The organism is Gemmatimonadota bacterium (assembly GCA_041390105.1).
Taxonomy (GTDB): Bacteria; Gemmatimonadota; Gemmatimonadetes; order Longimicrobiales; family Gaopeijiaceae; genus JAGQIF01.
This window is the reverse complement of the sequence record JAWKQO010000002.1, coordinates 291113-315758: the sequence shown is the minus strand read 5'-3', so window position 1 is coordinate 315758 and position 24646 is coordinate 291113. Positions and strand designations below refer to the sequence as shown.

General features: G+C 69.2%; 18 protein-coding genes and 1 pseudogene. 13 read left to right on the top strand and 6 right to left on the bottom strand.

Features of this window, described 5'->3' with window-relative positions:
• Nucleotides 1–45: 45 nt before the first annotated feature.
• Nucleotides 46–2703, top strand: coding sequence for an ABC transporter permease (locus R3E10_10710; GenBank protein MEZ4416204.1), 2658 nt, complete (start codon nt 46–48; stop codon nt 2701–2703).
• 15 nt (nt 2704–2718) lie between these two features.
• Here the strand turns inward: R3E10_10710 and R3E10_10705 are convergent, their stop codons facing one another.
• The 3 genes from R3E10_10705 to R3E10_10695 form a co-directional block, all read right to left on the bottom strand.
• Nucleotides 2719–3354, bottom strand: coding sequence for a porin family protein (locus tag R3E10_10705; GenBank protein ID MEZ4416203.1), 636 nt, complete (start codon nt 3352–3354; stop codon nt 2719–2721).
• A gap of 13 nt (nt 3355–3367) precedes the next feature.
• Complete coding sequence (locus R3E10_10700) at nt 3368–4648, bottom strand: tetratricopeptide repeat protein (GenBank protein MEZ4416202.1); 1281 nt, start codon at nt 4646–4648, stop codon at nt 3368–3370.
• 134 nt (nt 4649–4782) lie between these two features.
• Nucleotides 4783–5670, bottom strand: coding sequence for a sigma-70 family RNA polymerase sigma factor (locus R3E10_10695; GenBank protein ID MEZ4416201.1), 888 nt, complete (start codon nt 5668–5670; stop codon nt 4783–4785).
• A 161-nt stretch (nt 5671–5831) separates the two neighbouring features.
• Between R3E10_10695 and R3E10_10690 the strand changes: the two genes are divergently transcribed.
• From R3E10_10690 to R3E10_10680, 3 genes are all read left to right on the top strand, one after another.
• Complete coding sequence (locus R3E10_10690; protein ID MEZ4416200.1) at nt 5832–6329, top strand: DinB family protein; 498 nt, start codon at nt 5832–5834, stop codon at nt 6327–6329.
• Nucleotides 6326–6733, top strand: a complete 408-nt coding sequence (locus R3E10_10685; protein MEZ4416199.1) for a hypothetical protein — start codon at nt 6326–6328, stop codon at nt 6731–6733. The genes R3E10_10690 and R3E10_10685 overlap by 4 nt, the downstream gene beginning before the upstream one ends.
• 111 nt (nt 6734–6844) lie before the next feature.
• Nucleotides 6845–9292 carry an ABC transporter permease gene (locus R3E10_10680; protein MEZ4416198.1) on the top strand — a complete coding sequence of 816 codons (2448 nt, stop codon included), beginning with the start codon at nt 6845–6847 and terminating at the stop codon, nt 9290–9292.
• Between the two features lie 31 nt (nt 9293–9323).
• Here R3E10_10680 and R3E10_10675 read toward each other — a convergent pair whose 3' ends face one another.
• Nucleotides 9324–11900, bottom strand: coding sequence for a serine/threonine-protein kinase (locus R3E10_10675; GenBank protein ID MEZ4416197.1), 2577 nt, complete (start codon nt 11898–11900; stop codon nt 9324–9326).
• 225 nt (nt 11901–12125) lie between these two features.
• Here R3E10_10675 and R3E10_10670 point away from each other — a divergent pair, with 225 nt between their 5' ends.
• The 5 genes and pseudogenes from R3E10_10670 to R3E10_10650 all read left to right on the top strand — a co-directional run bounded on the left by R3E10_10670 (nt 12126) and on the right by R3E10_10650 (nt 16677).
• Nucleotides 12126–12692, top strand: coding sequence for an ECF-type sigma factor (locus R3E10_10670; GenBank protein ID MEZ4416196.1), 567 nt, complete (start codon nt 12126–12128; stop codon nt 12690–12692).
• Nucleotides 12693–12744: 52 nt separating this feature from the next.
• Nucleotides 12745–13041 (top strand): annotated as a pseudogene (locus tag R3E10_10665) (ArsC/Spx/MgsR family protein).
• Nucleotides 13042–13205: 164 nt separating this feature from the next.
• Nucleotides 13206–13964, top strand: a complete 759-nt coding sequence (locus tag R3E10_10660) for a hypothetical protein (protein ID MEZ4416195.1) — start codon at nt 13206–13208, stop codon at nt 13962–13964.
• Between the two features lie 34 nt (nt 13965–13998).
• Nucleotides 13999–15174 (top strand): hypothetical protein, encoded by a 1176-nt coding sequence (locus R3E10_10655; GenBank protein ID MEZ4416194.1) that lies wholly within the window; start codon nt 13999–14001, stop codon nt 15172–15174.
• Nucleotides 15175–15285: 111 nt separating this feature from the next.
• Nucleotides 15286–16677 (top strand): winged helix-turn-helix domain-containing protein, encoded by a 1392-nt coding sequence (locus tag R3E10_10650; protein ID MEZ4416193.1) that lies wholly within the window; start codon nt 15286–15288, stop codon nt 16675–16677.
• Between the two features lie 31 nt (nt 16678–16708).
• Here the strand turns inward: R3E10_10650 and R3E10_10645 are convergent, their stop codons facing one another.
• Nucleotides 16709–17323 carry a hypothetical protein gene (locus R3E10_10645; protein ID MEZ4416192.1) on the bottom strand — a complete coding sequence of 205 codons (615 nt, stop codon included), beginning with the start codon at nt 17321–17323 and terminating at the stop codon, nt 16709–16711.
• 323 nt (nt 17324–17646) lie between these two features.
• Here R3E10_10645 and R3E10_10640 point away from each other — a divergent pair, with 323 nt between their 5' ends.
• The 4 genes from R3E10_10640 to R3E10_10625 all read left to right on the top strand — a co-directional run bounded on the left by R3E10_10640 (nt 17647) and on the right by R3E10_10625 (nt 22581).
• Nucleotides 17647–17979, top strand: a complete 333-nt coding sequence (locus tag R3E10_10640) for a hypothetical protein (protein MEZ4416191.1) — start codon at nt 17647–17649, stop codon at nt 17977–17979.
• A 63-nt stretch (nt 17980–18042) separates the two neighbouring features.
• Nucleotides 18043–18582: an SRPBCC family protein gene (locus R3E10_10635; GenBank protein ID MEZ4416190.1), complete on the top strand. Its 540-nt coding sequence runs from the start codon at nt 18043–18045 to the stop codon at nt 18580–18582.
• Nucleotides 18579–20015 (top strand): DUF6265 family protein, encoded by a 1437-nt coding sequence (locus tag R3E10_10630; GenBank protein MEZ4416189.1) that lies wholly within the window; start codon nt 18579–18581, stop codon nt 20013–20015. Before R3E10_10635 ends, R3E10_10630 begins: the two co-directional genes overlap by 4 nt.
• A gap of 139 nt (nt 20016–20154) precedes the next feature.
• On the top strand, nt 20155–22581 hold the full coding sequence (locus tag R3E10_10625) for a serine/threonine-protein kinase (GenBank protein MEZ4416188.1): 2427 nt from the start codon (nt 20155–20157) through the stop codon (nt 22579–22581).
• Nucleotides 22582–22682: 101 nt separating this feature from the next.
• Here the strand turns inward: R3E10_10625 and R3E10_10620 are convergent, their stop codons facing one another.
• The gene (locus R3E10_10620) at nt 22683–24572 is read right to left on the bottom strand and encodes a hypothetical protein (protein MEZ4416187.1); all 1890 of its coding nucleotides are present in this window, start codon (nt 24570–24572) and stop codon (nt 22683–22685) included.
• Nucleotides 24573–24646: the final 74 nt, after the last annotated feature.

The following is a 24646-nucleotide window of genomic DNA, read 5'->3' as shown; positions in this document are numbered from 1 at the left end:
TGCCCCCCGTGTGCAGCGCTTCCCCAGGGGCGGGAGGAGGAGGGGATGGAGTGGCGGGACGCTTGGAGGGCGCTCTTCCCTCGCAGGCACATCGAAGCGGACGTCCACGACGAGATCACGTTCCACATCGAGGAGCGGATCCGTGAGCTCAAGGACCGTGGGTGGAGCGATGCGGAGGCGCGGGCCGAGGTCCTGCGCCAGTTCGGGGACGTGGGGTCCATCGAGGCCGCGTGTCAGCACTACGATCAACAGCGGGTGTCAGCCCGGGGGAGGCGGTGGATGGTGGAGGCATGGGTACGGGAGGCCCGTTGGGCCGCACGGAGCCTGAGGCGTAGCCCGGGCTTCACCACCGTGGTGATCGTCACCCTGGCGCTCGGGATCGGCGCCAGCACGGCCGTTTTCAGCGTTCTGGAGAGCGTCCTGCTGCGGCCACCGCCCTTCGCGGAGCCGGACCGCCTGGTCGTGATCTGGGAGAACGACCGGGCCACCGGCACCACGAGGGAATTGGCCTCACCGGCGGACTACTTCGACTTCCGTGCGCGGGCACGCACGCTGTCCGACCTGGCCATGGTGGCCGAGCGGGCCGCGGTGCTCACCCGTTCCGCGAGTGACCCCATCCAGATCGACGTCGCCGCCGTCACCGCTTCGCTCCCGGGAGTCCTGGGGATCGAGCTGCAGATGGGCCGGCCTTTCGTCGACGCCGACGACGTGCCGGGTGGACCGGCCCGGGCCATCCTCAGCGATGGCTTCTGGCGCACACAGCTCGGAGGCGACCCGTCGGTGCTGGGCAGCGCGCTACGCATCGACGAGCGGCCCTACGAGATCGTGGGCATCCTCCCGCCCGATGTCGAGTACCCCGACGCGGGCACGGACGTGTGGATCCCGCTGCAGGAGGCTCAGTCCACCGCGGTCCGCTATTCGCACTGGGTAGAAGTCGTGGGGCGCCTCGCCCCGGGTGCGACGGTCGAGGACGCTCAGACCGATCTGAGCCGCATCATGGCGGAGCTGGAGGCAGAATACCCGCAAGCCAACGTGAATCGGGGAGCCTTCGTGGAGCGCCTCACCGATGTAGGCCGCGGAGAGCTGCGCTCCACGCTCTGGGTGCTGTTCGCCTCCGTCCTGGTGGTGCTGGCCATCGCCTGCGTCAATGTCGCCAACCTCCTGCTGGCGCGCGGCACCGGTCGCACACAGGAGCTGGCGGTGCTGAGTGCGGTGGGGGCGGCGGGTCCGCAGCTCACCCGCAAATTCGTGGTGGAGGGCGCGCTGCTCACCGCGGCGGGCGCGATCGGAGGTGTGCTCGTGGCCCTGATCGGCGTACGCACGCTCCTGGCGGCGGCACCTCCCGAGGCCAGCGCCCTCGGGTCACCCCAGCTCAACGCCTCCGTGCTCGGCTTCGTGCTGGCGATCGCGGTGTTGGTGAGCAGCCTGTTTGGATTGCTCCCCGTGCTCCAGACCCGCCGCCTCGATCTGCAGCACCCGTTGAAAGAGGGGAGCCGCGCTTCCGGAGGCAGGGGCGGTGCGCTGCTCCGACGGGGCCTGGTCGCCGCGCAGCTTTCGCTGGCCGTTGCGCTGCTCCTCGGCGCCACACTCCTGATCCGCACACTCCTGCATCTCCAGCAGGTGGACCTGGGCTTCCAGCCCGACCACACGCTGAAAGCGGAGCTGGCCCTGCCGACGTCGCGCTACTTCGGCCCCATGGACGCGTGGCCCGACTGGCCGGTGATGACGGGGTTCCTCAGCCGCCTGCAGTCGGAAACCGCTCGCTTGCCGGGAGCCCAGGCCAGCGCTGTGGTCCTCAACCATCCGTTGGATCCCGGCTTCACCAACTCGTTCCTCATCGACGGACGCCCCTACGACCCCGAGCAAGGCGAGATGTCGGTACGGATGGTCACGTCGGGCTACTTCGAGGCGGTTGGCCTGGCGCGCGTCCGCGGTCGCGCGCTGGATCCGTCGGACCGTAGCGACAGCGAACCCGTCGTGGTCATCAACCGACGAGCAGCCGACCGCTACTTCCCCGGCGCAGACCCGCTGGGCAGTCGGATCTCGTTCTGGGGGAGCTCCCGTCGCATCGTGGGAGTGGTCGAGAACGAACGGATCCAGGGCATCACGGTCGACCCGCCGCCCGCCATGTACATCAGCCTGCTGCAGAATCCCCCCCGGAGCGGTCACCTGACCCTGCTGGTGCGCACCAGCGCCCCACCGCTGGCACTCGCAGACGGCGTCCGCGACGTCGTCCACGTTCTGGACGCCGAGGTCCCGGTCTACAACCTCTCCACCATGGAGGACGCGCACGCCGAGGCTCTGGCGCGGGAGCGTTTCGCCTCACTGGTGCTCACGGTGTTCGCCGGAGTGGCCGTGCTGCTCGCTCTGCTGGGCGTGCACGGCGTGCTCAGCTATCTGGTCAGCCAACGCAGGCGTGAGGTCGGCGTGCGCCTGGCGCTGGGGGCTACCCCACGCGACGTGGTCGTGCTGGTGCTGGGCGAGGCGGCCCGGATGATCGCGCTGGGCGTTGGCGTGGGAGTGGTCGTCGCCTACGGGGCGGCGCGGGGGCTGACGGGCCTGCTCTACGGCGTCAGCCCCAGCGAACCGCTCACCTACGCGATCGTGGCCCTCACCCTGGCGGCGGCCGCCCTGCTTGCGTCCGTCATACCGGCCGGACGGGCCGCCGGGGTCGATCCGATCTCGTCGCTACGTTCAGACTGAGGGCTGGGGCCCGCTTCAGCCGACCGGGATCCCCAGACCGAACATCAGCATGAACGCCCTGTTCTTCACGCTGTCGGGGTCATCACTGGCGTCCAGCGTGGTCAGACCCACCGTGTAGCGGCCATCCGCCACGAGCTGGATCCCGCCCAGCCCGAAGGCGAGCTCCGCCCCGAAGACGGCGCCCGCATCCATGGTCTCGCGCTCCAGCTCCAGGCTGGGCGCGTCGCAGTCGCCGCTGGCGCTGGCCTGGCTTCCGCTCACCGAGACCGTGCAGCTCCGCTCGAAGCCGGCGGCCACGCCGCCGTAGAGCGAGGGTGCGATGGGCCCGGAGGAAAGTCGCGCCACCAACAGCACCGGGATCTCGACGTAGTCGACCTTGTACGCGTAGTCGTCACCCGCTTCACGGGCATCGAACCCCTTCTGGACCAGCAACACCTCACCGCGCAGGCCGATCGGGCGCCCACCCAGCTGGATGGAGGCACCGAACACGCTCCCCGTGCGACCACCCACGTCTTCAAAGGCGCCATCGGGGTCGGAGACGCTCGCGAACGTGGCGCCACCCTTCAATCCCAGCGTGACGATCTGGCTGGAGGCCGGTGTGGCCAATGCCAACACCAGCACGCTCGCCAAGGTCGTGCAGAGGGCTTTCATGATCCTCCTCCCGTCAAAGGGCCGGTGGACCGCTTCGTACGAGTTCCAGCCGCGCTTGGGCCTGGGGGTGATCGGGGTCCAGCTCCAGCGTCCGCTCGTACTGCGCTGCAGCCTGCTCCGGCTGGCCCAGGTGCCGATAGGCCTCCCCGAGATTGAACTGGGACGACGGATCATCCCGATGGGCTTCCGCGTTCAACTGGAACAACGTCAGTGCCTCGGTGAAGCGGCCCGTCGAGAGCCAGAGGAACCCGAGCGCGATCGCGTCGCTGCGTGTGTCGACGCCCGGGCGGCTCTCCCTGTAGGCTGAGTACGCTGAACGGACTGCGTCCGTTCCTCCCGCCGGCAGGCGACCCAGGACCTCGCGCAGGGAGACGAGATCGATGCGCCGCATGGCCACATACGCCCCCGTTCCCCGCGTGAGGGGTCCTGCATAGTCGTTGATCCAGAGTTGGTTGCCGGTGGGCGAGGCCGCGATCCCATTGGGCGAAGAAAACGTGGCTTCCAGGGCACTTCCGTCCGTTTCTCCCCGCTCTCCCGTGCCCGCCACCCGAGACACGGCCCCGTCGCGATCGAGCCGAAAGACGCGCTCGCCGCGGAACTGCGTCACATAGAAGCCCCCCCGCGCGAAGGCGATGTGGCCGTTGCCACCAGCACCCTGGACGCGAGCGAACGAGGTGGCCGTCCCGTCGGGCGTGATCCGCACTACCTGATCGTTGTTGAAGTTGACCACGTAGAGGTCGCCCCGGTCGTCGAAGGTGATCCCGTTGGGGCAGGCGAACAGCTCGCTCTCGGAGAAGGTGCGGGCCACTCGATCGGCACCGATGCGACCGATGGTCCCGGCCACGCAGTTGCAGACGAAGAGATCGCCTCCGGCGTCCACCGCGATCCCCACGGGCCCGCTCAGCCCCTGTGATGCCCAGGTCTCGACGCGTCCGTCGCGGGAGATGCGAGACACGTAGTTGCCGTTGAAGCTGGACTGGAACAGGAAGCCACGGGGCCCGACCGCGTTGCCCGAGGCCCCATACAGCCCGTCGGCAAAGCGGGAGACGTGCCCCTCCGGGGTGATGCGCCAGACCGCGTTGCGAAAGTCCGCCACGTACACGAAGCCCAGCGCATCGACCGCCACACCTCCGACTGCCCCGAACTCGGAGAGGGTGTCGGACGTGAATACCGTGACCACCGAGTCCGGGGGGATGGCGGTCTGGGCGCAGAGCGGGGACAGGGCGGCGCCGCTCGCTGTGACGAGCAGCAGCGCTCCCCGGTGGAGGCGATTGGAGACGATGGACATCGGCATCGGGCGGGCTTGGGCTGGACGTGTGGGAGTGCCTGGAGACGCCCGAGCCTACGTTCCCCGAGGAACCGGCATTACCGAAAGCGCGCTGCGCTCTGCGCCGCGGAGTGGCATCCCGACGGCGCCGGGAGCGGCCTTCACTCAGGCGCGAAGACTTCGCTGGCCTCGCGGAACACGTGTCGCGCGTAGCGGTAGTCGCGGATGGAGGCCAACCGGCCCTCTCGCCACGCGAGTCGCACGAAGTAGCTCGGTTCTTCGCCTACGGTGTCGGACAGCAGGAGCACCGCCCGCCCCTCGACGTGTCCGATCCGAGCGCGAACCTCGGGCGCCTTTGCATAGTTGGTGAAGTACTGTCCCACGGAGCGTGCGCCCGCCGCCTGGAAGCGCCCTACCAGGTCGAGGCGGACGTCTTCGGCCAGCATCTCACGGAGCCCGTCATAGTCCTGAGCGTTGAAGCGCTCTGCGTAGCGCTGCAGCAAGGCCACCTCGCCGCCGTCGAGTATCGGTTTCCCCCCTTCGCTGGCGCCCACCACCAGTCGACGGAGACCGCCGCGACCACGGTGTAGGGCACCCTTCACCGCCGGGAGGGAGGAGTCAAGCACCTCCGCGATCTCGGCGAGCGTGTACCCCAGGACGTCTTTCAGGATGACCGCGCCGCGCTGCAAGGGGGTCAGCTTCGCGAAGTAGGGGAGACCGATCGCGGCCGCCTCGGCCCGCGCGAAGGCCGCGGTCTCCTCCTGGGCGGGAAGCCCGTCGTCGAGCGGTTCCGCGAAGCGTTGCCCGTAACTGCGCAGGTGATCGAGGGCGCGATTGTGCGCCGAACGGAACAGCCACCCGCGCAGGTTGTCGATCTGATCGAGCTCGCTGAGTTGGTAGAACGCCTTGGCCAACACGTCCTGGACGATGTCCTCACCCTCGATCGAGGAGCCGACCATGCGGGCGCAATAGCGGTGCAGGTCGGGTCGGACCTCGCGAACAAGTTCGTCGAAGGCGCCCCGGGCGGCGCTTTGTACGGGATCGACCATCGGGCTTCTCGCTGTGTGCAGTCGGGTGCTGCGCCCCCCGCGCCGGTCGCGGAGGTCTCAACACTACGACGAGCGGGCCCCCCGCGAGGATGCGGCCGTATCCTTTGGGAGCGCTCGACCGTCGTTCCAGGTGTACCCACCTTGTTCGCCTGGAGGCACCCATGAACAGCGCCGCACCGCTCGCCGGCATTTTTCGCACCTCGGACCAGCTGGTCCCGCTGATCCTCGATGGGCTCTCCGACGCCGATGCTCGACGGAGGGTCCGCGGAAACGAAGGGCCCTCCATCGTATGGCACCTCGGCCACCTTCTCGCCCACCGCGCCGCGGCCCTGACCCGACTGGGAGTCGAGGCCGACAACCCCTGGCAGGCGTTCCAGGAGCCGGCCAGCGACGGCGCCGACTACCCTTCGGTGGCAGAGATGCGTGCAGCCTGGCAGGCCCTGAGCCAGCGTCTCCATGCGGCACTGTCCGAAGCTAGCGCCGGGCAGCTCGCTGGCTCGCTCCCCGGGCCGCACGGCGAGCAGACCGTACTGGACCGGTTGGCGTTCGACGCCTTCCATGAGGGCTACCACCTGGGGAGCATCGCGACGATCCAGAAGGCGTTCGGCTATGCGACCCCGCCCGAGAAGATCGTGGCCGCCATGGCGACCGGCCGATGACCGGGGACAGGGTGCTGCACTCCGATGCCTGGGGCGAGGTGATCGACCGACCGGCCGCACAGATCCTCGAGATCCGCTGGTTCGATGAGACCCGCCACATGTCGCGCGAGGGATTCAACCAATGGCTCACCCGCTTCGCGGCCGAGGTCGAGGCGACGCGGCGCCCGAGGGTCCTCGTCGACACCGCGCACTTCGGCCTGCCTGCGGAGCGGATGGATGGAGCCTGGAGGGATCTGCACATCGTGCCGCGCTACAACGCGGCCGGGGTTGAGCGCTTCGCCTTCCTGGTCCCTCCGCACGCGCCCCCGGTCGGAGCGCCCCCGGTCCGGCAGGGCCCGGCGGAGTACCTGACCGCCTACTTCGGCGCGCGTGGAGAGGCGCTCGCCTGGCTGGCGGGTGGATGAGGCGCGCGCCGGGGGAGGGCGCGACCGCGTGCCGACGGTGCGGCCTGAATCCACGTCCGACCCCCCTCCGTAGGGGGTCGGACTGTCCACCACCGCCCCGGAGGGCCGCCCATGGGCGAACTCACCCGAGATCTCCGCTACAGCCTCCGCATGTTGGTCAAGAGCCCGGTCTTCACGGCTGCGGCCGTGTTGACCTTGGCGCTGGGCATCGGACTCAACGCCGCCACCTTCTCCGCGGTGCGCGGCATCCTGCTCAGACCGCTCGGAGGAACGGAGAATCCCGAGGAGCTCGTGCAGCTCTACCGGAAGTGGCCCGGCATGGACTACGGCTCCAACTCCCTTCCCCACTACCAGGACCTACGGGACCGGACGGACGATGTGTTCTCCGGCGTGGCCGACTGGACGTTCGTGCAGACCGCCCTGTCGGCGGGTGGGCAGCCCGAACGGCTCATGGGTCTGATGGTGAGCGCCAACTTCTTTCAGACCTACGGCGCGGAGATGCTGCACGGACGGGCCTTCATTCCCGGCGAGGAAGATCGAGGACCCGGAGGGCACCCGGTGGTGGTGCTGGGCAACGCCTACTGGAAGAGCCGCTTCGGCGCGGATCCCTCGGTGATCGGCCGCACGTTGGACATCAACGGGCACCCCTTCGAAGTCGTGGGCGTGGTGCGCCCCGACTTCAAAGGACCGGCCACGTTCGCGGACATCCCGTTCTACGCGCCGCTGATGATGCAGCGCGAGCTGCAACCGGGGGGGTTCAACGCGCTCGAGTCGCGCGGCAGCAACAGTTCCAACGTCGTCGCGCGCCTGCGGCCCGGCGTCACGATCGATCAGGCCCAGCAGCGCCTCGACGCCGTTCTGGCCGAGCTGCGGCAGGAGTATCCGGACCAGTACGACACACAGTTGGGCACGTCGATCGTCCCGCAGAACGAAGCCGGCTTCCACCCCACGCTGCGCGACGCGCAGTTCGGCATGTCGGCGGTCATCATGGCCGTGGTGGCACTCCTGCTGCTGATCGCGTGTGTCAACGTGGCGAACCTGTTCCTGGCGCGCGCTCAGGATCGGCGGCGGGAGATGGGGATCCGCATGAGCCTGGGAGCCGGGCGCCGGCACATCCTGCGGCAGCTTCTCACCGAGAGCCTCGTGTTCGGCGTCGCCGGCGGCCTGGCCGGACTCGGCCTGGCCTGGGTCGCCCTCCATTTCCTGGGCCAGATCCGTCCGCCCATGGACGGTCCCTGGAACTTCGACGTCCAGATGGATCGGACCGTCCTGCTGTTCACGTTCGTAGTCGCGATCGGGGCCGCCATCCTGTTCGGCCTGGCCCCGGCACTCCAGTCGGCCAACCCCCATCTGGCGGCCGCCGTCAAGGGTGCCGAAGGCCAACGCGCCGGAAGATCACGTGCGAGCCGTGTGCTGGTGGCCGTGCAGATGGCGCTTTCGTTGGTGCTGCTGATCAGTTCCGGCCTGTTCCTGCGCAGCCTGCAGAGCGCCTCGGCCATCGACCCCGGGATCCGCGACCCCAGTCACCTGGTCACGGCTTCCCTGGATCCAGCGCTGCGTGGCTACGGCGAGGCGCAGACGCGTGAGTTCTTCGATCGTCTCCTCGCAGAGCTGGCCGCGCAGCCCGACGTGGAGGCGGTGGGTCTCACGGACGCGCTCCCGCTGGGTCTCGGCGGCTCCGACCGCGGGGTCGAGATTCCGGGATACGAGTTCGCCGAGGGCGAGCTTCGCAGTCTGATGTACGCCACGGTGACGGAGGGATACCTCGAGGCCGCCGGCGTGCAACTGGTGGAAGGGCGCTCCTTCGAGCGGCGCGACGACGAGAACGCCGCTCCGGTGATCATCGTCAACGAAGCGTTCCGCGATCGGTTCTGGCCCGGCGAGTCGGGGCTCGGAAAGGTGGTGCAGACCGCAGGGGAGGAGCGCACGGTCATCGGGGTGGCGGCCACCGGCAAGTATCGATCGCTGGGTGAGGAAGAAACCGAGTTCATGTGGCTTCCCTTCCGCGAGCGCTTCAGCTCCGGCATGACCCTGTTGGCCCGCACGAGCGCCGATCCCATGGTGACTCTGGGCCGGGTCCGACAACTCGTGCAGCAGATGGACGCGGACATGCCGCTTTACGACGTGCGCACCATGGAAGACCACATGGGCATCGCCCTCATGCCTGCCCGCCTGGGCGGATCCGTGCTCGGGATCTTCGGCTTGTTGGGACTGACGCTGGCGGCCGTGGGGCTCTACGGGGTGATGGCGTACTCGGTCTCACGCCGGAGACGGGAGATCGGCATCCGCATGGCGCTGGGCGCCCGGTCCCGCACTGTGGTGGGCATGGTCATGGGCGAAGGACTGCGCCTGGTCGCGGTGGGCGCCCTGATCGGGATGCTCGCCGCCTTCGGCGCGGGACGCCTGGTGCAGGGCCTGCTCTACAACACGAGTGGCGTGGACCCGGTCGCCTTCGTCGGCGTGCCGCTGGTGCTGCTCGCCGTGGCGGCGCTGGCGGTGCTGCTGCCGGCCCGGCGCGCGGCCTCGGTCCAGCCGAACCAAGCGCTGCGGGCGGAATAGCCCCCTCGACGTCCACGGCGCCCGGCCGCGCTCAGCGGCCGGGCCGTGGCTCGGGGTCGTATCCGGCCCGGGTGTCCGCCGTCATCTTGGCCTCGCAGCGGCCTGCGTCTTCGGTGCGCTCCCACAGTCGGTACAGCCGACACAGATGCCTCAGCTGGAGTTGGACCATGCCGTCGGTCAGCGGTCGGTCGGCGGCGAGCTTCTGGTACGCCTCCAGCAGGTAGCCCTCCGCCTCCGCATACCGTCCGGCCTCGCCGAGAGTGACCCCGATCTGGGCCTGGGCAGTGAGCGTCATCACATGATCCGCCCCGAACTGGCGTTGGTTGAACGGGAGCATTCCCTCCAGCACGGCCACGGCTTCGTCGAAGCGACCCCGCCTGCGTAGGAAGCCCGCGTATTCGTCTCCGCGGGTGGCCCAGGCCATGCTTTCGCCCTGCGCTTCGAATTCGCGTGCGACGGCCTCCCGGAAGAGAGGCTCGGCTTCCTGATAGCGGCCCTGCTGCTCCAGCGACAGCCCGCGCAACGTGAGTGGCCAACTCAACAGATCTCCGGTGGCGTCGTAGTCTTCGCGGACCAGGCGCAGGCCCTCCGCCGACAGGGAGTCGGCCGCCACGGTGTCGTCCAGGTCCAGGGCCAGGCGCGTGAGATTGGCCAGCACTCCGCGGAACTCGGGGCTGCTGGCGGGAACCAGGCTTCGGTATGCGGATACACTACGCGTAAGCAGGTCGCGAGCCCGCTCCAAGGCAGCGTGATCGTTGCGGATCTCCCCGCGGAAGAGGTACGTACGCCCCAACAGCCCCAACTGGCGCACGGTTTCGCGGTCGGAGAGATCCGGGGTCGACACCAGCAGGGCCTCCCACCTCTGCTGGGCGGAATCCGCAGCCTGCGGCTTCCCTTCCATGTGCAGCACGCTCGCCAACCCTTCGAGCGCCTGCAGCGCGGTTCCGCGATCGACCGACTCGGCATCCGGATCCGCGAGTCGTCGGTAGAGCGCCGCGCTCTCCTCGAATCGGTTCTGCAGGCTGAGGTTCTGGGCCAAGGCCAGGCGCAGGTCGGACAATCGAGCGCCCTGGGGTAGCTCCATATCGGATCGCTCTGCCAACGCCAGCACTCTCCGCAGCAGCACCTCCGCATCGGCGCTGATCTGGAGATTGTGCATGCTCTGCGCGATCGCCAGCAGCACCGTCGCCTGGGTGGCGGGATCGTCGCTGAGTGAATCCACGCGCTCAGCGCCGCGGCGCAACAGCTCCAGTGCCGAGACCTGAGGGTCCGGCGCCACCTCGGGATCGCTCGCCTGGAAGAGCCCCACGATGAAGTCCGTCACGGTCCGCAGTCGCGCGCTTTCGCGCTGCGCCACCGCAGCAGACTCGGTGGCCCGATCCCGTTCGGCGGCCACGCGCCGGTTCTGCGCTGCCAGCGTGCCCAGATAGGCCACTCCCAGCACGAGGGCCGCGACCATGGTGCGGTTACGCCGCACGAACTTGAGCGACCGATAGCCCAGGCCTCCCGGCCGGGCCAACACGGGGCGCCCCTCGAGATAGCGACGCAGGTCGTCCGCCAGCGCCGCGATGGAGGCATAGCGGCGATCCGGCTCCTTCTCCAGGCATTTCAGCACGATGCGATCGAGGTCGCCGCGAGCGCGGCGGCGCAGGTCGTCTTCCCGACCTCGCTCCCCCGCCCGGGGGTTCTCCGACGGAGGCCGGGGTTCCTCGTCGGTGATGCGCTGGGCCGCCTCGGCTGGTGTGAGGGTGTCGACATCGAAGGGCGTCACCCCGCACAGCAGCTCGTAGAGGAGCGCACCGACCTGGTAGATGTCCGTGGCCGCCGTGATGCGATCTCCGCGAACCTGTTCGGGGGAGGCGTAGGAGGGCGTGAAGACGCGCGTGTGGGCACCTTTGGACTGCGTCTCCGACACGTCGAGCAGCTTGGCCACACCGAAGTCGAGCAGCTTCAAGCGCCCGTCGCCGGTGACGAGCACGTTGCTGGGCTTGATGTCCCGGTGCACCACCAGGTTCGAGTGGGCGTACTCGACGGCCGCGCACAACTCGAGGATCAGGCGCACCCGGCCCTCCACGCCGAGCGTTCGCTCCCGGGCGTAGCGCGTAATCGGCAGCCCTTGCACCAACTCCATGGCGAACCAGGAGAGACCCTGCTTCGTGACCCCGGCATCGACCAGAGCGCCGATGCCCGGATGCTCCATACGAGCGAGGATGTGTTGTTCCTCATCGAAGCGACGCTGTGCGTCGGCGCCTGCGAACGGGCTGCTGATCACCTTGAGCGCCACACGCTTGCCCAGTCCTTCGCGCTCCGCGAGTAGCACACGGCCCATGCCACCTCGGCCCAACTCCTCCAGCACGCGATAGGGCCCCACGAACTCGGGGAAGCCGTCCGACCCGCCGCTGGCCGTGGCCCCCCCGGAGCTTTCGCGGACCGCGGAATCCAGGGCGGTCCATTCCTCCGTCTCGTGGTAGTGCGCGAGGAGGGCGAGGGCGCGCTCCATCAACTCCGGACGACCGGCGCACTGTTGCCGCAGCCACACCTCCCGCTCGCGCTCCGGCACCTCTCCGATGCGCGCGAACAGGCGCTCCAGCTCCGAGTAGCGCTCCATTGGCTTCCCTCTGCCTCCTGCTCTTTCCCGCGGGGACCCGGCTGGACACCCCTAGAGCGTCGTTCGGCCTCGGTCGGGGCCGCGCTCCAGCCGACCGTGCGAGGGTCGTGCGCGTAGCGCGGTCCGGGAGGGGGCCCCTGGCCGGCGACCGGGCCCGAGCACGCCAACCCCCATGGCTGTAGGTTCATCGTGCCGCGAAAGCCTCGATCCCGAAAGGAAGGCCGCATGAGCGGTGACGCCATCGACATCACCACCCTCGTGAGGAGTTGGCAGGAAGGGGACCGAGAGGCGGAGGACGCGCTCTTTCGGCGGATCTACGACCAATTGCACGAGATCGCCGACCATGTGCTGCGGCGGGAGCCCGCCGGGCACACGTTGCAGCCCACCGCGCTGGTGCACGAAGCCTATCTGCGGCTCGGTGCCTCCTCCCCGATGGACGTCAATGACCGGCGGCACCTGCTGGCCCTTTCCGCGCGGGTGATGCGCCAGGTCCTGATCGATTGGGCTCGCAGTCGACGCCGCGAGAAGCGGGGGGGCCAGGCGCGCCACGTCACGCTGGACCCCCGGATGGTCGCGGCCACCGGTGTCCCGCTCGACCTGGTGGCCTTCGAGGATGCGTTGGTGCGCCTGGAGGCGCTCGACCCCCGCAAGGCCGAGCTGCTGCAGCTGCGTCACCTCGCCGGGTTGGGCGTGGCGGAGATCGCGGAGCTGACCGGGCTGTCGGCCAGCACCATCAAACGCGACGTGCGCTGGGCGCGGGCGTGGATCATGAGCGAGCTGGAGACCGTCTAGGACGATGATCGAGCTGATCTGCACGCGAACCTGAAGCACGTGTCGCAAGGCGGTCGCCTTGTTGGACGAAGCCGGTGTGCCCTACCGCTACCGCGACTACCGGCAGGAGCCGCTCAGCGCGGCCGAACTCCGACGGGTTCTGAAGGCCCTGGGGATCGGCCCCCAGCAGCTGCTGCGCAGGACGGACAAGGTGGCCAAGGAGCTGGGCCTGACCGGCTCGGAGCCGGACGCCCACCTGATCCGGCACATGGCCGCGCATCCTACCCTGATCCAACGCCCCATCGCGGTGTATGAGGGTCGTGCCGTGGTCGGGAGGCCGCCCGAGGCGATCCTGGCCCTCCTCGGCTAGGAAGCCCTGGCCCGGGTGGGGCGTGGCTGTCCACCCAGGAGGTCGGCGCCTGTCCTCCCCAGGGGCCCCCGATTCGGGAAACATCCCACAACGGCGGCGTTTTCCGGTCGGTCCGGACCTTGCCCTCCAGTGGGTACGTGACCACCCCCAACGGGAGGCTCCTCGTGAGCACTGGCTTCTCTAGCGTTCTTCGCCGGCTGGCCCCCGCGCTCGTGGCGCTCCCATTCCTGCTCCCGGCACCGGCCGCAGGGCAGAGCGGGGAGGGCTTCCTCTTCGGTAGCCCCCGTGGCTCGATCGCGTTCAAGGCGGGATATGCGATGCCCACCGCGGGCAGCCAGATCTTCGATTTCGTCAGCGACGAGCTGACGCTGAGCAAGCGAGACTTCAACGCACCGTGGTTCGAAGGAGAGATCGGGGTGCGTGTCAGCGACCGCGTCGATGTGCTGTTCGACGTGGCGTACAGCCGCAGCGAGCGCGACTCCGAGTTTCGCGACTGGACGGACACCAACGATCTGCCGATCGAGCAACGCACCATGTTCCGTCGCGTGCCGGTCTCGCTCGGCTTCAAGTACTACCTCGGCGACACCGGTCGCCGCATCTCGTCTCTGGCCTGGGTGCCCGCCAAATGGACCCCGTATGTGGGTGCCGGGGCCGGCATCATCTGGTATCGCTTCAGTCAGGTGGGTGACTTCGTCGACTTCGAGACGCTGGACATCTTCGTCGATAACTTCATCTCCGAAGGTCACTCCGGCACCGTGCACGCCCTCGCGGGCGTGGACTATTCGTTGAGCGCTCGCGCGGCGCTGACCGGGGAGGCACGCTACCAATACGCGAAGGGCCCCATGGGCGCCGACTTCGTGGATTTCGACGACCTGGACCTGGCAGGCTTCCAGGTCACTGCTGGCTTGAAGTTCCGCTTCTAGGTATCCTCGAGAACGCCTCGAGAGGGACAGGACGATGATTGGACGCAACAGGATCTTCGGCGCGGCGCTCGGTCTCCTGGCTGGCGCTGCCCTCATGGCCCCGGCGGCCGGCCAGGCGCAGGTGGCCGACGGCTGGCTGCCCTTCACAGGCTGCTGGCAGCCCCTGCAGCAGCCGACCGAGGGTCAACCCTCACTGCTGTGCGTGGTACCGTCCGGGCAGGGCGTCGAGATGCAGAGCTTCGAGGACGGAGCGCTGGTCGATACGCAGCTGCTCGTCGCCGACGGTCGCGAGCGCACCGTGCGCGAGGACGGCTGCGACAGTGTGGACCGTCTGGACGTCGGTCTCGACGGCCGCTGGATCTCCAGCAGCTCCCGCTACACGTGCGAGGGCGGAGCCTCCGGAACCGTCGAGGGCCTCATGGCCCTGGTCAGCCCCAGCGAATGGATCCACGTCCAGGTGGTCTCCGGCGCTGAGGACCGCATGACGGGAGTCATGCGCTACGAGATCGCGAGTGAGGCAGCCACCGAGGCGGCTGGCCACGGGGCGCTGAACGCCGAGCGGCAGCGCGCCCTGCGCCTGGCCCGCATCGCGGCCTCGGAGCCGCTCACGGTGGAGGATGTGGTGGCGGCCAGTGCCACCCTCGATCCCGAAGCCCTTTCCGCGTGGATCGTGGAGACTGGAGGCGGCTTCGACATCGATGCGGACGGCCTGGTGCGCCTGGCCGACGCTGGAGTCAGCGAGGGCGTCATCGACATGGTGGTGGCCACCAGCTACCCGGAGATCTTCGCGATCCAGACGGGCGGTCGGGGCGAGATGTCCGCCGAGCAGCGCGAGATCGAACAGAGCCGCCGCGGCTACGACCGCTTCGGCTACCGTGGCTACCGTGGATGGTTCGGCTGGAGCCCCTACGGCTACTGGGACTACTCGCCGTATGGCTATGGCTACTACGGTGGCGGCTACGGCTACTACGGCGGCTACGGCTACTGGGGCTACCGCCCCACCGTGGTGGTCGTGGACCCGACGCCCAGCTCGGGCAGCCGCGGTCGCGTCGTGCGGGGGCGCGGGTACACGCGGAGCAGCGGCTCGGCGGGCGGCGGCGGGCAGGTCTCGCGCCCCTCCGGCTCGGGATCCGGCTCGGCGGCGGGAAGCAGTGGAAGCAGCGGCAGCAGCTCGTCCACCGGACGCAAGGCCAAGCCGCGCGGCGGCTGAGGCGCGCGAGCCCCTGCTCAACGATCTTTCGAGGACCCGGCGGCCGCTCCGCCGGGTCCTCGTCGTTTCCGGCGCCCGCAACGCCACCCTTCCGGATTCGTAGGAACGGGCATGACCGCCACCCCGCACGACGCCCCATCCGTACGCTTCGGCCCCTTCGCGATCGACGGGCGGACCCTGGAGCTCCGCTGTGGTGCGCGCCTGCTGCCCCTGGAGCCCCTTCCTGCGCGTATCCTGCTCTGTCTGGCCGAGCGGCAGGGCACGATGGTCTCGCGGCGCGAGCTCCTGGAGTTGGGATGGCCCAGGCTCCCCGGGGCGGCCGAACAGTCCCTGAATACTTGCGTTCACCAGATCCGGCAGGCGCTGTCGACCGAAGCGGCCGGCGCGGTGCAGCTGGAGACGCTGCGCGGACGCGGGTATCGCTTGCGTGTGGGCGGCGCCGGACCCACCCCGGCGCGGCGCTTCGGGCACAGGCAGCTCGCCTACGGGGGCGGGGTCGCGCTGGCGTTGGCCATGGTCGCGGCGGCCCTGCTCGTGCGGGGCGCCGGGTCCACTGCCGAGCACCGCTCGGTGGAGCAGACACTGGAGCGAGCGCGTTATCTGGCCCAGGAAACCCATGATCGTCGGGCCGCGCGCGCCGTGCTCGACAGTGCGCGCATTCGCTACCCGCGGGAGCCCTCCATCCTCGCCGAATGGGCCGAGCTCAGCATCTACGCGGGGGACCTGGAGGCGGCAGCCGATGCGGTCTCGCGGGCGTTGGCCCTGGACCGCGACCATCCGGTGGCTCATCGGGCCCGAGGCCTACTGGCCATGCGTCGCTGGGACTGGCGGGCCGCGGACGTCGCGCTGGAACGGGCCCTGGCGCTGGCGCCCAACGATCCCCGCACCCTGTCCACCTTGGCCTACTGGCGCGTGACCCAAGGCCGCCCTCACGCTGCGGATACGCTCATCCAGCAGGCGTTGGCGGTCGACCCGCTGGCCGCCTTCCTGTACGAGGACGCGGGGCTGATCTACCTGCTGTCCGGAGACCTCGAGCAGGCGGAGCGCTACTGCACCGAGACGCTGCGCTTCCAGCCCGACTCGGAATGGGCCACCGACTGCCTTTTCGATGTGATGGTTCTGGCCGGGCGCACGGAAGGCGGCTCGCTGGGGCCGGCGCCTGTTCGCGCAGCAGGGGGACCACGTCCCCGCGCTGCCCGAGACGTCGCCTTCAGCGGTGGTGGCGGCTGTGGAAGCATGGCGGCTCGATCGCTGGGAGGCCGCGGTGGCCCGGGGGCCTCCCCTTCGGCTTGGCACTGGCCTACGTGGCCCAGGGACGCCAGGCGGAGGCGCTGGTGCCCTCCGTCGGGCCGCGGACCTGCGCGATTTCGGCGTGCTGACCGCCGGCTCCGACCCTCGTCTCGACCCCTGCGCGACCAGCCAGCCTTCCGGCAGCTTCTCGATCAGGTCGAGCGGGGCGCACGGTCCACGGACTCGTCGGCAGGGCCAACCCGACGATCCTGAGCCGGAGTGACCATCGTTCGAGCAGCCATGGTCAGCAGGGGCTGCTGCGATTCCGGTCTCGCACCCACGTGTAGGAGCGCCGCGGAACCCAGCGATCGTCGGACCACTCCACGCTCTGCGAGATCCGCCGATCGGTGCCGTCCCACCGCTCGAAGTGGCCGTTGCGGGCCATCCCGCTCCCCGGAGTCCAGAAGTCCTGCACCAGCTCCGGCTCCCCCTCACCGCGGTCCTCGAGCGTGCCGATGCCGATCAGACCGGCGGGGTGGCTCTGATACACGATGGCCACCTCGCGGGTGGGGTCCCACCCCTGGAAGAACTGCCAGAAGACCTGAGTGACCTCGCCGCCCTTGAGGCCCCACAGGCAGCCGCTGGCCGAGACCCCACCCGGCTGGACCGACCAGGCGAGCCCGTACTCGTCCATGCCGCCGTCCGCCTCCCGGTAGTCGGCATTGGAGGCGATCCACACCCCTCCGGAGAGCGCCGCCAACTCGGCCTTGTGCTCCTCCAGGGTGCGGGTGGCGGCCGGGCCTGGGACGGACGACCGTTCGCCACCCACGCCTTCCTGGGCCGCCGGCGCCGACCGCGACCCGTGGTTCACGAACAGCGCTGAGCTGGCCAAGGCCAGCACGCCCGCGAGCATCCTCATCCCTGCCTCCCTGGTGATGGGCCATCCGCCTGGACAGCCGAGGATGCTCTCCGGGAGGCCCGGGCTCCATGCCGAAGACCTCAAATCTTCCTGAGGATTTCGTCAGGACGGGACGGACCGGAAGATCCGGCGCGCACGCGAGCGCCCCCCCGACTCCGTCCCATCCGGCCGCGCTCATTCGTTCTCCGGGGGGTATCACCGACAAGGAGGCTCCTCTGGCCAACTCCTTTCCACAGGGCCCGCCTCGGAGGAGGCCCGCTCCGGCGGGAGTGGCTCTCCTGGGTGTTCTGGCCCTGGCGGTTGCGGCGTGCGACGGAGCCTCCGTGACCGAGTGCGTCTGCACGGAGGAGTTCCGCTCGGTCACCGTAGAAGTGGTGGATCCTTCGGGAGCACCGGTCGAAGGGCTGTCGGTCGTGGTCACACGCCTCCAGGACGGGCTGGTGCTGCGCTCGCGGGAAAACGGCGGTAGCGGGACCTACATGGTCCTCGACGACCGCGCTCGGTTCGACGTGGCAGCATCGGGGGAGCGGGTCCGCTTCGTTGCAGCGGACGGAGTCCATTCAGTGTCCGCAGACTTCGTGATGGCGACCGACCTCTGCCGCTGCCACATTCACAAGCTCCTGGGCCCCGATCGCCTGGTCTTCCCCCCGTCCTGACCCGGAACGGCGACGGCGCGAGCGGCGGGGCCGCCCTCCGGACTCCAACCCTCGAGCATCGACATGATCCGTTGGATCGCGCTGGGAGTGGGCGGCCTGATCGCCCTCACACTGCTGGTGGCGTTGATCGGCTTCTCCTTGCCGCAGGACCACGTGGCCCAGAGCCGCGCCCGCCTCTCGCAGCCGCCGGACTCTGTCTGGGCGTTGGTCCGTGACATGGCGACCTACCCGTCCTGGTGGTCGCAGCTCTCGTCCTCCGAGCGCGAAGTGGGCGCGTCGGGAGAGACGTGGATCCAAGAGGGCCCCCGGGTGGGCCGCCTGCCCATCCACATCGAGAGCGAAGAGCCGCCGCACCGCCTGGTTACACGCATCGGCGAAGGCCTGCCCTTCGGAGGGCGGTGGACCTACGAGATCTCTCCGGCCGGAGGCGGCGCCACGCTGACCGTCACGGAGGACGGCGAGATCTACAACCCGATCTACCGCTTCGTCTCGAGGTTCCTCATGGGCTATCACGGGACCATGGATTCCTACCTCGTCGACCTGGGGCGGCTCTTCGGGGAAGAGGTGACGCCGGAGCACGTGCCGTCAGGGGCCGGCGCGTGAGATTCCGGTCGAGCGTCTGGCTGACCGCGATGGTGATCGGTCTTCCGACGCTGGGCACAGCCCAGTCGGGGGACGTGATCGAGATCGAGGTCGAGGCGCCGAGTCTCGCCGGCAACCGTATCGGTGAGGGCCCCGCGCGAGCGGCGCTCGTCTACTTACCCGATGGCTACCACGCCGCGGAGGGCCGTCGCTACCCGGTGGTGTATCTGCTGCATGCCTTCGGCAGCGGGCCGGAGAGCTGGCGAGGGGTCAACGGGTACGAGGACATGGACCTCGCCGCCGTTCTGGACAGCCTCATCGCGGTCGGATCCATCCCTCCTCTGCTCGTGGTGATGCCCGACGCCCGCACCCGCTACGGTGGAAGCTGGTATGCGTCCTCGCCGACGATCGGCGACTGGGAGCGCTTCATCGGAGTCGATCTGATCGCCGCCATCGACGGTCGCTTCGCCACGTCGGCGCGGGCCGGCCAGCGGGCGCTGGTCGGGCAGTCCATGGGCGCGTACGGAGCGCTGCGTGTAGCCAGTGGTAACCCGGGCGTGTTCGGAACGGTCGTGGCCGTCAGTGGGCCCAGTCTGGTCGACCCCAACCCGTTGGGTATCGGCGCGCTGCGCGCTGCGCTTCAGGTGGATTCACCCACCGACCTACCCAACGCCTCTCCGCTTTCGGCGGTGCTCTGGTCCAAGGCGGCCGCGTTCACGCCGGACCCCAACGGCCCGTTCTTCGCACGCCTCCCCGCCGAAACCGCGGGCAATGAGGTGCACCTGGTGCCGGGGCTGTGGGAGCGCTGGCAGCAGAACACCATTCGCGGACTGCTGGCTGAGACCGCGCGGCAGCGCGCGCTGCGCGAGGCCCGCGTCCGCCTCGATGTGGGGAAAGGAGACCCGGTGCGGGCGGAGACCTTGGCCCTGGCACAGGCCTTCGATTCACTCCACGTGTCGGCGACGGTCGTCGAGTTCCCAGGAGGGCACGTGGAGGGGGTGCGCGCCCACCTCACCCATTCGGTTCTTCCCTTCCTGGGGCGGCGGCTCGCCCCGCAGCCGTTGGCCCTGCCGACCTGGATGAGCGGCTGCTGGGAACGCCGGGCCGGAGAGCGCAGCACCGGGGAAGACTGGACCCCGGCGTTCGGCAACACCCTGTTCGGGCTGTCCCACACCATGGTGGGCGATGAGTTGAGGGCCTGGGAGCTCCTCCGGATCGGCCCCGGCGAAGACGGCCTCACCTACTACGCTCTACCGTCGGGCCAAGCGTTGACGGCCTTCCCGGCCGTGCAGGCGGGGGGGGACTCGATCACGTTCGAGAACCCGGAGCACGACTTCCCGCAGCGCCTGCGCTACTTCAGGATCGCGAGGGACTCCCTGGGCGTCCGGGCCGAGACGTTGGATGGGGCCCGCGGTTTCGAGATCCGCTGGGGCCGTAGGGACTGTCCGCCCTGAGACGGCCGCTCGGGCGCCCCTCGACCCGTCCGCGGCCGCTTCGTCGCGATGAGGATCGAGGGGTGCCTCGCGGTCGGGGCGGCCCTCGTCCTACTCTCCGCGGGCGGACCCCTGCGGAATCCCACGGACGCACAAGCGAATGTCGAATCCCCGCTGGACCCAGATCCAGGAGCTGTTCATCCAGGCACTGGAGCTCCCCCCGGGAGAGCGCGCAGCCTTCCTGGACGGTGCCTGCGACGTCCCGGACGTGCGGGCCGAGGTAGAGGCCATGCTCGCCGGCGAGGAGTCGCCGAACGAGCTGCGCGTCCTGGAGCGCCTGCCCCTCGCCCAGCGCTCGGGGCGGGGTCCGCTGACGCGGGGCGAGCGGGTCGGGCGTTACGAGATCATCGAACAGGTCGGCACCGGCGGGATGGGTGAGGTCTACCGGGCAGAGCGCGTGGACGACCAGTATCGCCAGCAGGTCGCCATCAAGGTGCTGCGCGGCGACCTGGCCGTTCCCGCCTTGGCGGCGCGCTTCCGCACCGAACGCCAGATCCTGGCCACCTTGCAGCACCCTCACGTCACGACCCTGTTGGACGGCGGCGCGACGGAGGACGGCCGGCCCTACCTGGTGATGCAGTTCGAGGCCGGCCTCCCGGTCACCACCTACGCCGACGAGCACGGGCTGACCATCCGTCGGCGCCTGGAGCTGTTCGCCACCATCTGCGACGCGGTCCAATACGCCCACACCAACCTGGTGGTGCACCGCGACATCAAGCCGTCGAACGTGGTCGTCGACGACGAGGGGCGGCCCAAGCTGCTGGATTTCGGCATCGCCAAGCTGTTGGAGAACGCCGCGCTCGAGTCGGCGCCCCAGACGCGCGACGTGCAGATGCTCACGCCCGAGTATGCAGCACCCGAACAGATCACCGGCGGAGCCATCACCACCAGTACCGACGTCTACGCTCTGGGCATCCTGCTCTACGAGTTGCTCGTGGGAGAGCCGCCCTTCCGCGCCGGCGCGGGCAGCCCCCTCGAGTTCCACCGCCGCGTGTGTGAAGAGCCGCCCACCCGGCCCAGCGACGGCGTGCTGGCCTTCACGCGGCGGCCTCCTTCGGATCAAGCCACCGACATCGCCACGTTGCGGGGCGTGGGTCCAGCGCGTCTGTACCATGCGCTGCGCGGGGATCTCGATCAGATCGTGCTGACTGCGCTACGCAAGGAGCCGGAGCGGCGCTATCCCTCGGCGGGGGCCTTGGCCGAGGACATCCGACGCTATCTGGACGGGCTGCCCGTGTGGGCCCAACCCGATTCGCGACGGTACCGCACGCGCATGTTCGTCCGCCGACATCGGTGGGGCGTCGGGGCGTCGGCGGGGTTCGTGGTGGTGCTGGGAGCGTTCGCGGCCTTGATGACGCTTCAATCGGCTCGCGTTACCGCCGAGCGCGACCGGGCGCAGGTGGCCCTGGCTCGCGCCGAGGAGGTGCAGGAGTTCCTGGTGGGGCTGTTCCAGGCGAGCGACCCTACCCAGGAGCAGGACCGGTTGAGCGCGGCGGATTTGCTGCGGCGCGGAGCGGAGCGCGCCGACTCCCTGGCCGATCAGCCCGAGGTGTACGCGGAGATGCTGACCACCATCGGCTCCGCCTACCGCAATCTCGGGCAGTTCCCCGAGGCCGACTCGCTCCTGCGACACGCGTTGGACCTGCGTCGGGAGCTGTACGGAGACGCCAGCGCCGATGTAGCGAAGACGCAGGGGCAGCTGGCGCTTCTGCGCTTCGGGCAAGGCGACTACGACGGGGCCCAACGTGAGTACGAAGCGCTGCGCGACCTGTATACCGCGTTGGAGGGGCCGCGGAGTTCCAAGGCCATCGCCTCGGTCCTGTCCCTGGGAGCGACCCGCGCCGCCCGCGGAGAGTTGAACGAGTCCCTACCATTCTTCGAAGAGGTGATCGCCGCCTATGACGGCGTCGCGCCCGAGGATCTGGAGAAGGCGGACCGCGAGAACTACTCGGGAGCGCTGAACAACCTCGGATTGGCCCTGGTCCGGCTGAATGAGCTGGAGCGCGCCGAGCCCTACCTGCAACAAGCGTTGGACATCAACCGTGCTCTGCTGGGGGACGCTCACCCCACCATCGCCACCAACCTGAACAACCTGTCCACGCTCTACTTCCGACAGGGCCGCTACGAGGAAGCAGAGACGCTGCTTCAGGATGTGCTCCGGCGTCGACGCGCACTCTACGGATCGGACCACCCGGATGTGGGGGCTCCGCTCAACAACCTGGCCCAGGTGATGAGTCGGTTGGGACGCTACGAGGAAGCGGAGGCCTACGCTCAGGAAGCGATCGCCCTCCAGCGACGGCTGCAGGGTCCCGAGCATCCGCTGTTGGGGTTGGGCCTGAAGAACCTGTCACGGCTCCTGATCCGCCGGGAGAAGCTGAGGGAAGCCGAGGAGGCCGCCCTGGAGTCCCTGCGGATCTTCCGCACCGCCTTCGGCGACGATCACAGCCAGACCCAGGACGTGCGCAGCGTCCTGGTGGAGATCTATACGGCGTTGGGGCAACCGGAGCGCGCCGCTTCCTACCGCTGAGCTCCTGAGAAACCGACGGGCCCGGTGGAACGTTCCCACCGGGCCCGGCTGCAGGCGGCCCCCGCGCAACGCGGGGGGCACCCTCCTTGTCGAGCGACCTGCTAGCCGACCAATCCGACCACCGCGTCGGCCAGCTTGCGAACCTTGGCCGCATCCGCGGATCGACTCGCCTCCCCGTCCAGCCGGGTGGCCAGCGCGCGCAGGGCCGCCTGGCGCTGGGCGCCGGATAGGCGTTCGGCCGCGGCCAGGTCCGCTCGGACCTGCCGCACCCAGTCGGCACTCATCGCGTGCGAGCGCTCGAGCTGGTCTACGTAGGCACCGGCCAGCGCGAAGGTGTGCGGCCACACGAACTGAGGCTGCCCCTGCGAGTTCAGCTGCTCGAGCCGCACCGAGAGCGCGGCGTCGATCTCGTTCTGGGAGAGGGCCTCGCTGGGCACCAGTTGGAAGATGTCCAGACCGCGACCGATTTCGGAGCTCACGATGAGTCCGTTGTACCAGTAGACGGACCAGCTGCCCGCGTTGCCCATGCGGCTGCCATCGACCGGACCGCGATCGTGGAACGCGATCTCGACGGGATTCGACGGGTCCGTCCAATCGAAGATCGAGATGCCGCCCTGGTACCAGGACTGCACCATCACGTCCCGACCGGGAATCGGGATCAGCGAGCCGTTGTGGGCCACGCAGTTTTCCAGCGCGGTCTGCGGCGCAGGGAGCTTGTAGTAGCTCTTGAAGTCCATGCGCTGGCCGTTCAGCGTGAAGATGGCATCCGCGCCCCACTCCTTCGGATCACTGGCTCGGCACTTGGGACCGCCGCCTCCACCCCATTCGTCGGTGAACAGGATCTTGGTGCCGTCGTTGTTGAACGTGGCGGAGTGCCAGTAGGAGAAGTTCGAGTCGGAGACCGCCGCCAGGCGCTTGGGATCGGTCGGATTCTTGATGTCGAGCAACAGCCCGTAGCCTTCGCAGGCACCGCCGGCCAGGCCGATGGCCGGGTAGACGGTGATGTCGTGGCACTGCGTGGGGCCCATGTTGGCGCGCTCATCGTTGGCGCCCACGATGGAGGCCACCCATTTGGGCAGATAGTCGCGCAGCGCCGTGCTGTCCGCCGATGTGGGGTCGCCGCTGCCACCGCGCGCGGTGACGATGCTGTCCAGCAGGTTGCGCGCATAGCGGTCCGGCAACACCTGCGCCTGGCCGCCGAACTCGATGATGAAGGCGCCACGCGCCTTGGCTTCCTCGACCATCTTCAGGTCTTCGGGCGCCAGGCCGTGCGTGGGTGGCGCCACCAGGTCGTTGAAGATGCGGGGCGAGCTGACGATGGCCGCCTGCTCCGGATGGGCGAGCGGCACCCGAATCACTTCGATCCGGAACAACGCCGAGTTGGGGTCCTCGTCCGGCATCCCACCGGAGCAGCCCGGCAGCTCGTCCGACGGCCGCACCGGCGCGGAGCCGGAGACGTAGATGTAGACGTTGTCTTTGTCGTTCGGATCCGCGAGCACGGTGTGCGTGTGCGATCCGCGACACGTCTGCACGTTGGCGATGTACTTGGGGTTCTTGATGTCGGTGATGTCGAAGATGCGGATCCCGCGCAGCCGGTCGTGGCTGACCGCCTCACGCACCCCCCCCGTGCCGCAATCCAACCGTCCGGTCATGCCCTCGCCGGAGACGAAGAGCAGGTTGCCGTACACGGACACGTCGCTCTGGGACGCCGGGCACACGTAGGTGATGACCGTCTTGGGCGCGCGGGGATTGGAGATGTCCCAGATCTGCACGCCGTTGTAGTTGCCCTGGATCGCGTACTGTCCCTTGAAGGCCAGGTCCGAGTTCGTGACCCCCACGAACTGCTCCGGCGGCGGCGTGGCCGACGTCTTCTCGAGATTCCAGATCGCCTCGCCCGCATCGAACAGGCCCGGGCTCAACCCGACCCGAGGATCGGGACTGGGGGGCGTCACGCGCAGCGGCTGCATGGCCATCTGCGGCGCCATGGACATGCTCGTGTCCATCGAGGGCGATTGCGACGCGCAGCCGGCGAGGGTCAGGAGCCCGGCCGTCAGAGCCAGCGCAC

Excerpts from the sequence above, each read along its gene's own strand:
- R3E10_10625 (MEZ4416188.1), top strand. The coding sequence starts at position 20,155 with ATGTCGAATCCCCGCTGGACCCAGATCCAGGAGCTGTTCATCCAGGCA.
- R3E10_10700 (MEZ4416202.1), bottom strand. The coding sequence starts at position 4,648 with ATGCCGATGTCCATCGTCTCCAATCGCCTCCACCGGGGAGCGCTGCTG.
- R3E10_10645 (MEZ4416192.1), bottom strand. The coding sequence starts at position 17,323 with ATGAGGATGCTCGCGGGCGTGCTGGCCTTGGCCAGCTCAGCGCTGTTC.
- R3E10_10705 (MEZ4416203.1), bottom strand. The coding sequence starts at position 3,354 with ATGAAAGCCCTCTGCACGACCTTGGCGAGCGTGCTGGTGTTGGCATTG.
- R3E10_10695 (MEZ4416201.1), bottom strand. The coding sequence starts at position 5,670 with ATGGTCGATCCCGTACAAAGCGCCGCCCGGGGCGCCTTCGACGAACTT.
- R3E10_10675 (MEZ4416197.1), bottom strand. The coding sequence starts at position 11,900 with ATGGAGCGCTACTCGGAGCTGGAGCGCCTGTTCGCGCGCATCGGAGAG.
- R3E10_10650 (MEZ4416193.1), top strand. The coding sequence starts at position 15,286 with ATGACCGCCACCCCGCACGACGCCCCATCCGTACGCTTCGGCCCCTTC.
- R3E10_10685 (MEZ4416199.1), top strand. The coding sequence starts at position 6,326 with ATGACCGGGGACAGGGTGCTGCACTCCGATGCCTGGGGCGAGGTGATC.
- R3E10_10690 (MEZ4416200.1), top strand. The coding sequence starts at position 5,832 with ATGAACAGCGCCGCACCGCTCGCCGGCATTTTTCGCACCTCGGACCAG.
- R3E10_10655 (MEZ4416194.1), top strand. The coding sequence starts at position 13,999 with ATGATTGGACGCAACAGGATCTTCGGCGCGGCGCTCGGTCTCCTGGCT.
- R3E10_10710 (MEZ4416204.1), top strand. The coding sequence starts at position 46 with ATGGAGTGGCGGGACGCTTGGAGGGCGCTCTTCCCTCGCAGGCACATC.
- R3E10_10670 (MEZ4416196.1), top strand. The coding sequence starts at position 12,126 with ATGAGCGGTGACGCCATCGACATCACCACCCTCGTGAGGAGTTGGCAG.
- R3E10_10620 (MEZ4416187.1), bottom strand. The coding sequence starts at position 24,572 with ATGTCCATGGCGCCGCAGATGGCCATGCAGCCGCTGCGCGTGACGCCC.
- R3E10_10635 (MEZ4416190.1), top strand. The coding sequence starts at position 18,043 with ATGATCCGTTGGATCGCGCTGGGAGTGGGCGGCCTGATCGCCCTCACA.
- R3E10_10680 (MEZ4416198.1), top strand. The coding sequence starts at position 6,845 with ATGGGCGAACTCACCCGAGATCTCCGCTACAGCCTCCGCATGTTGGTC.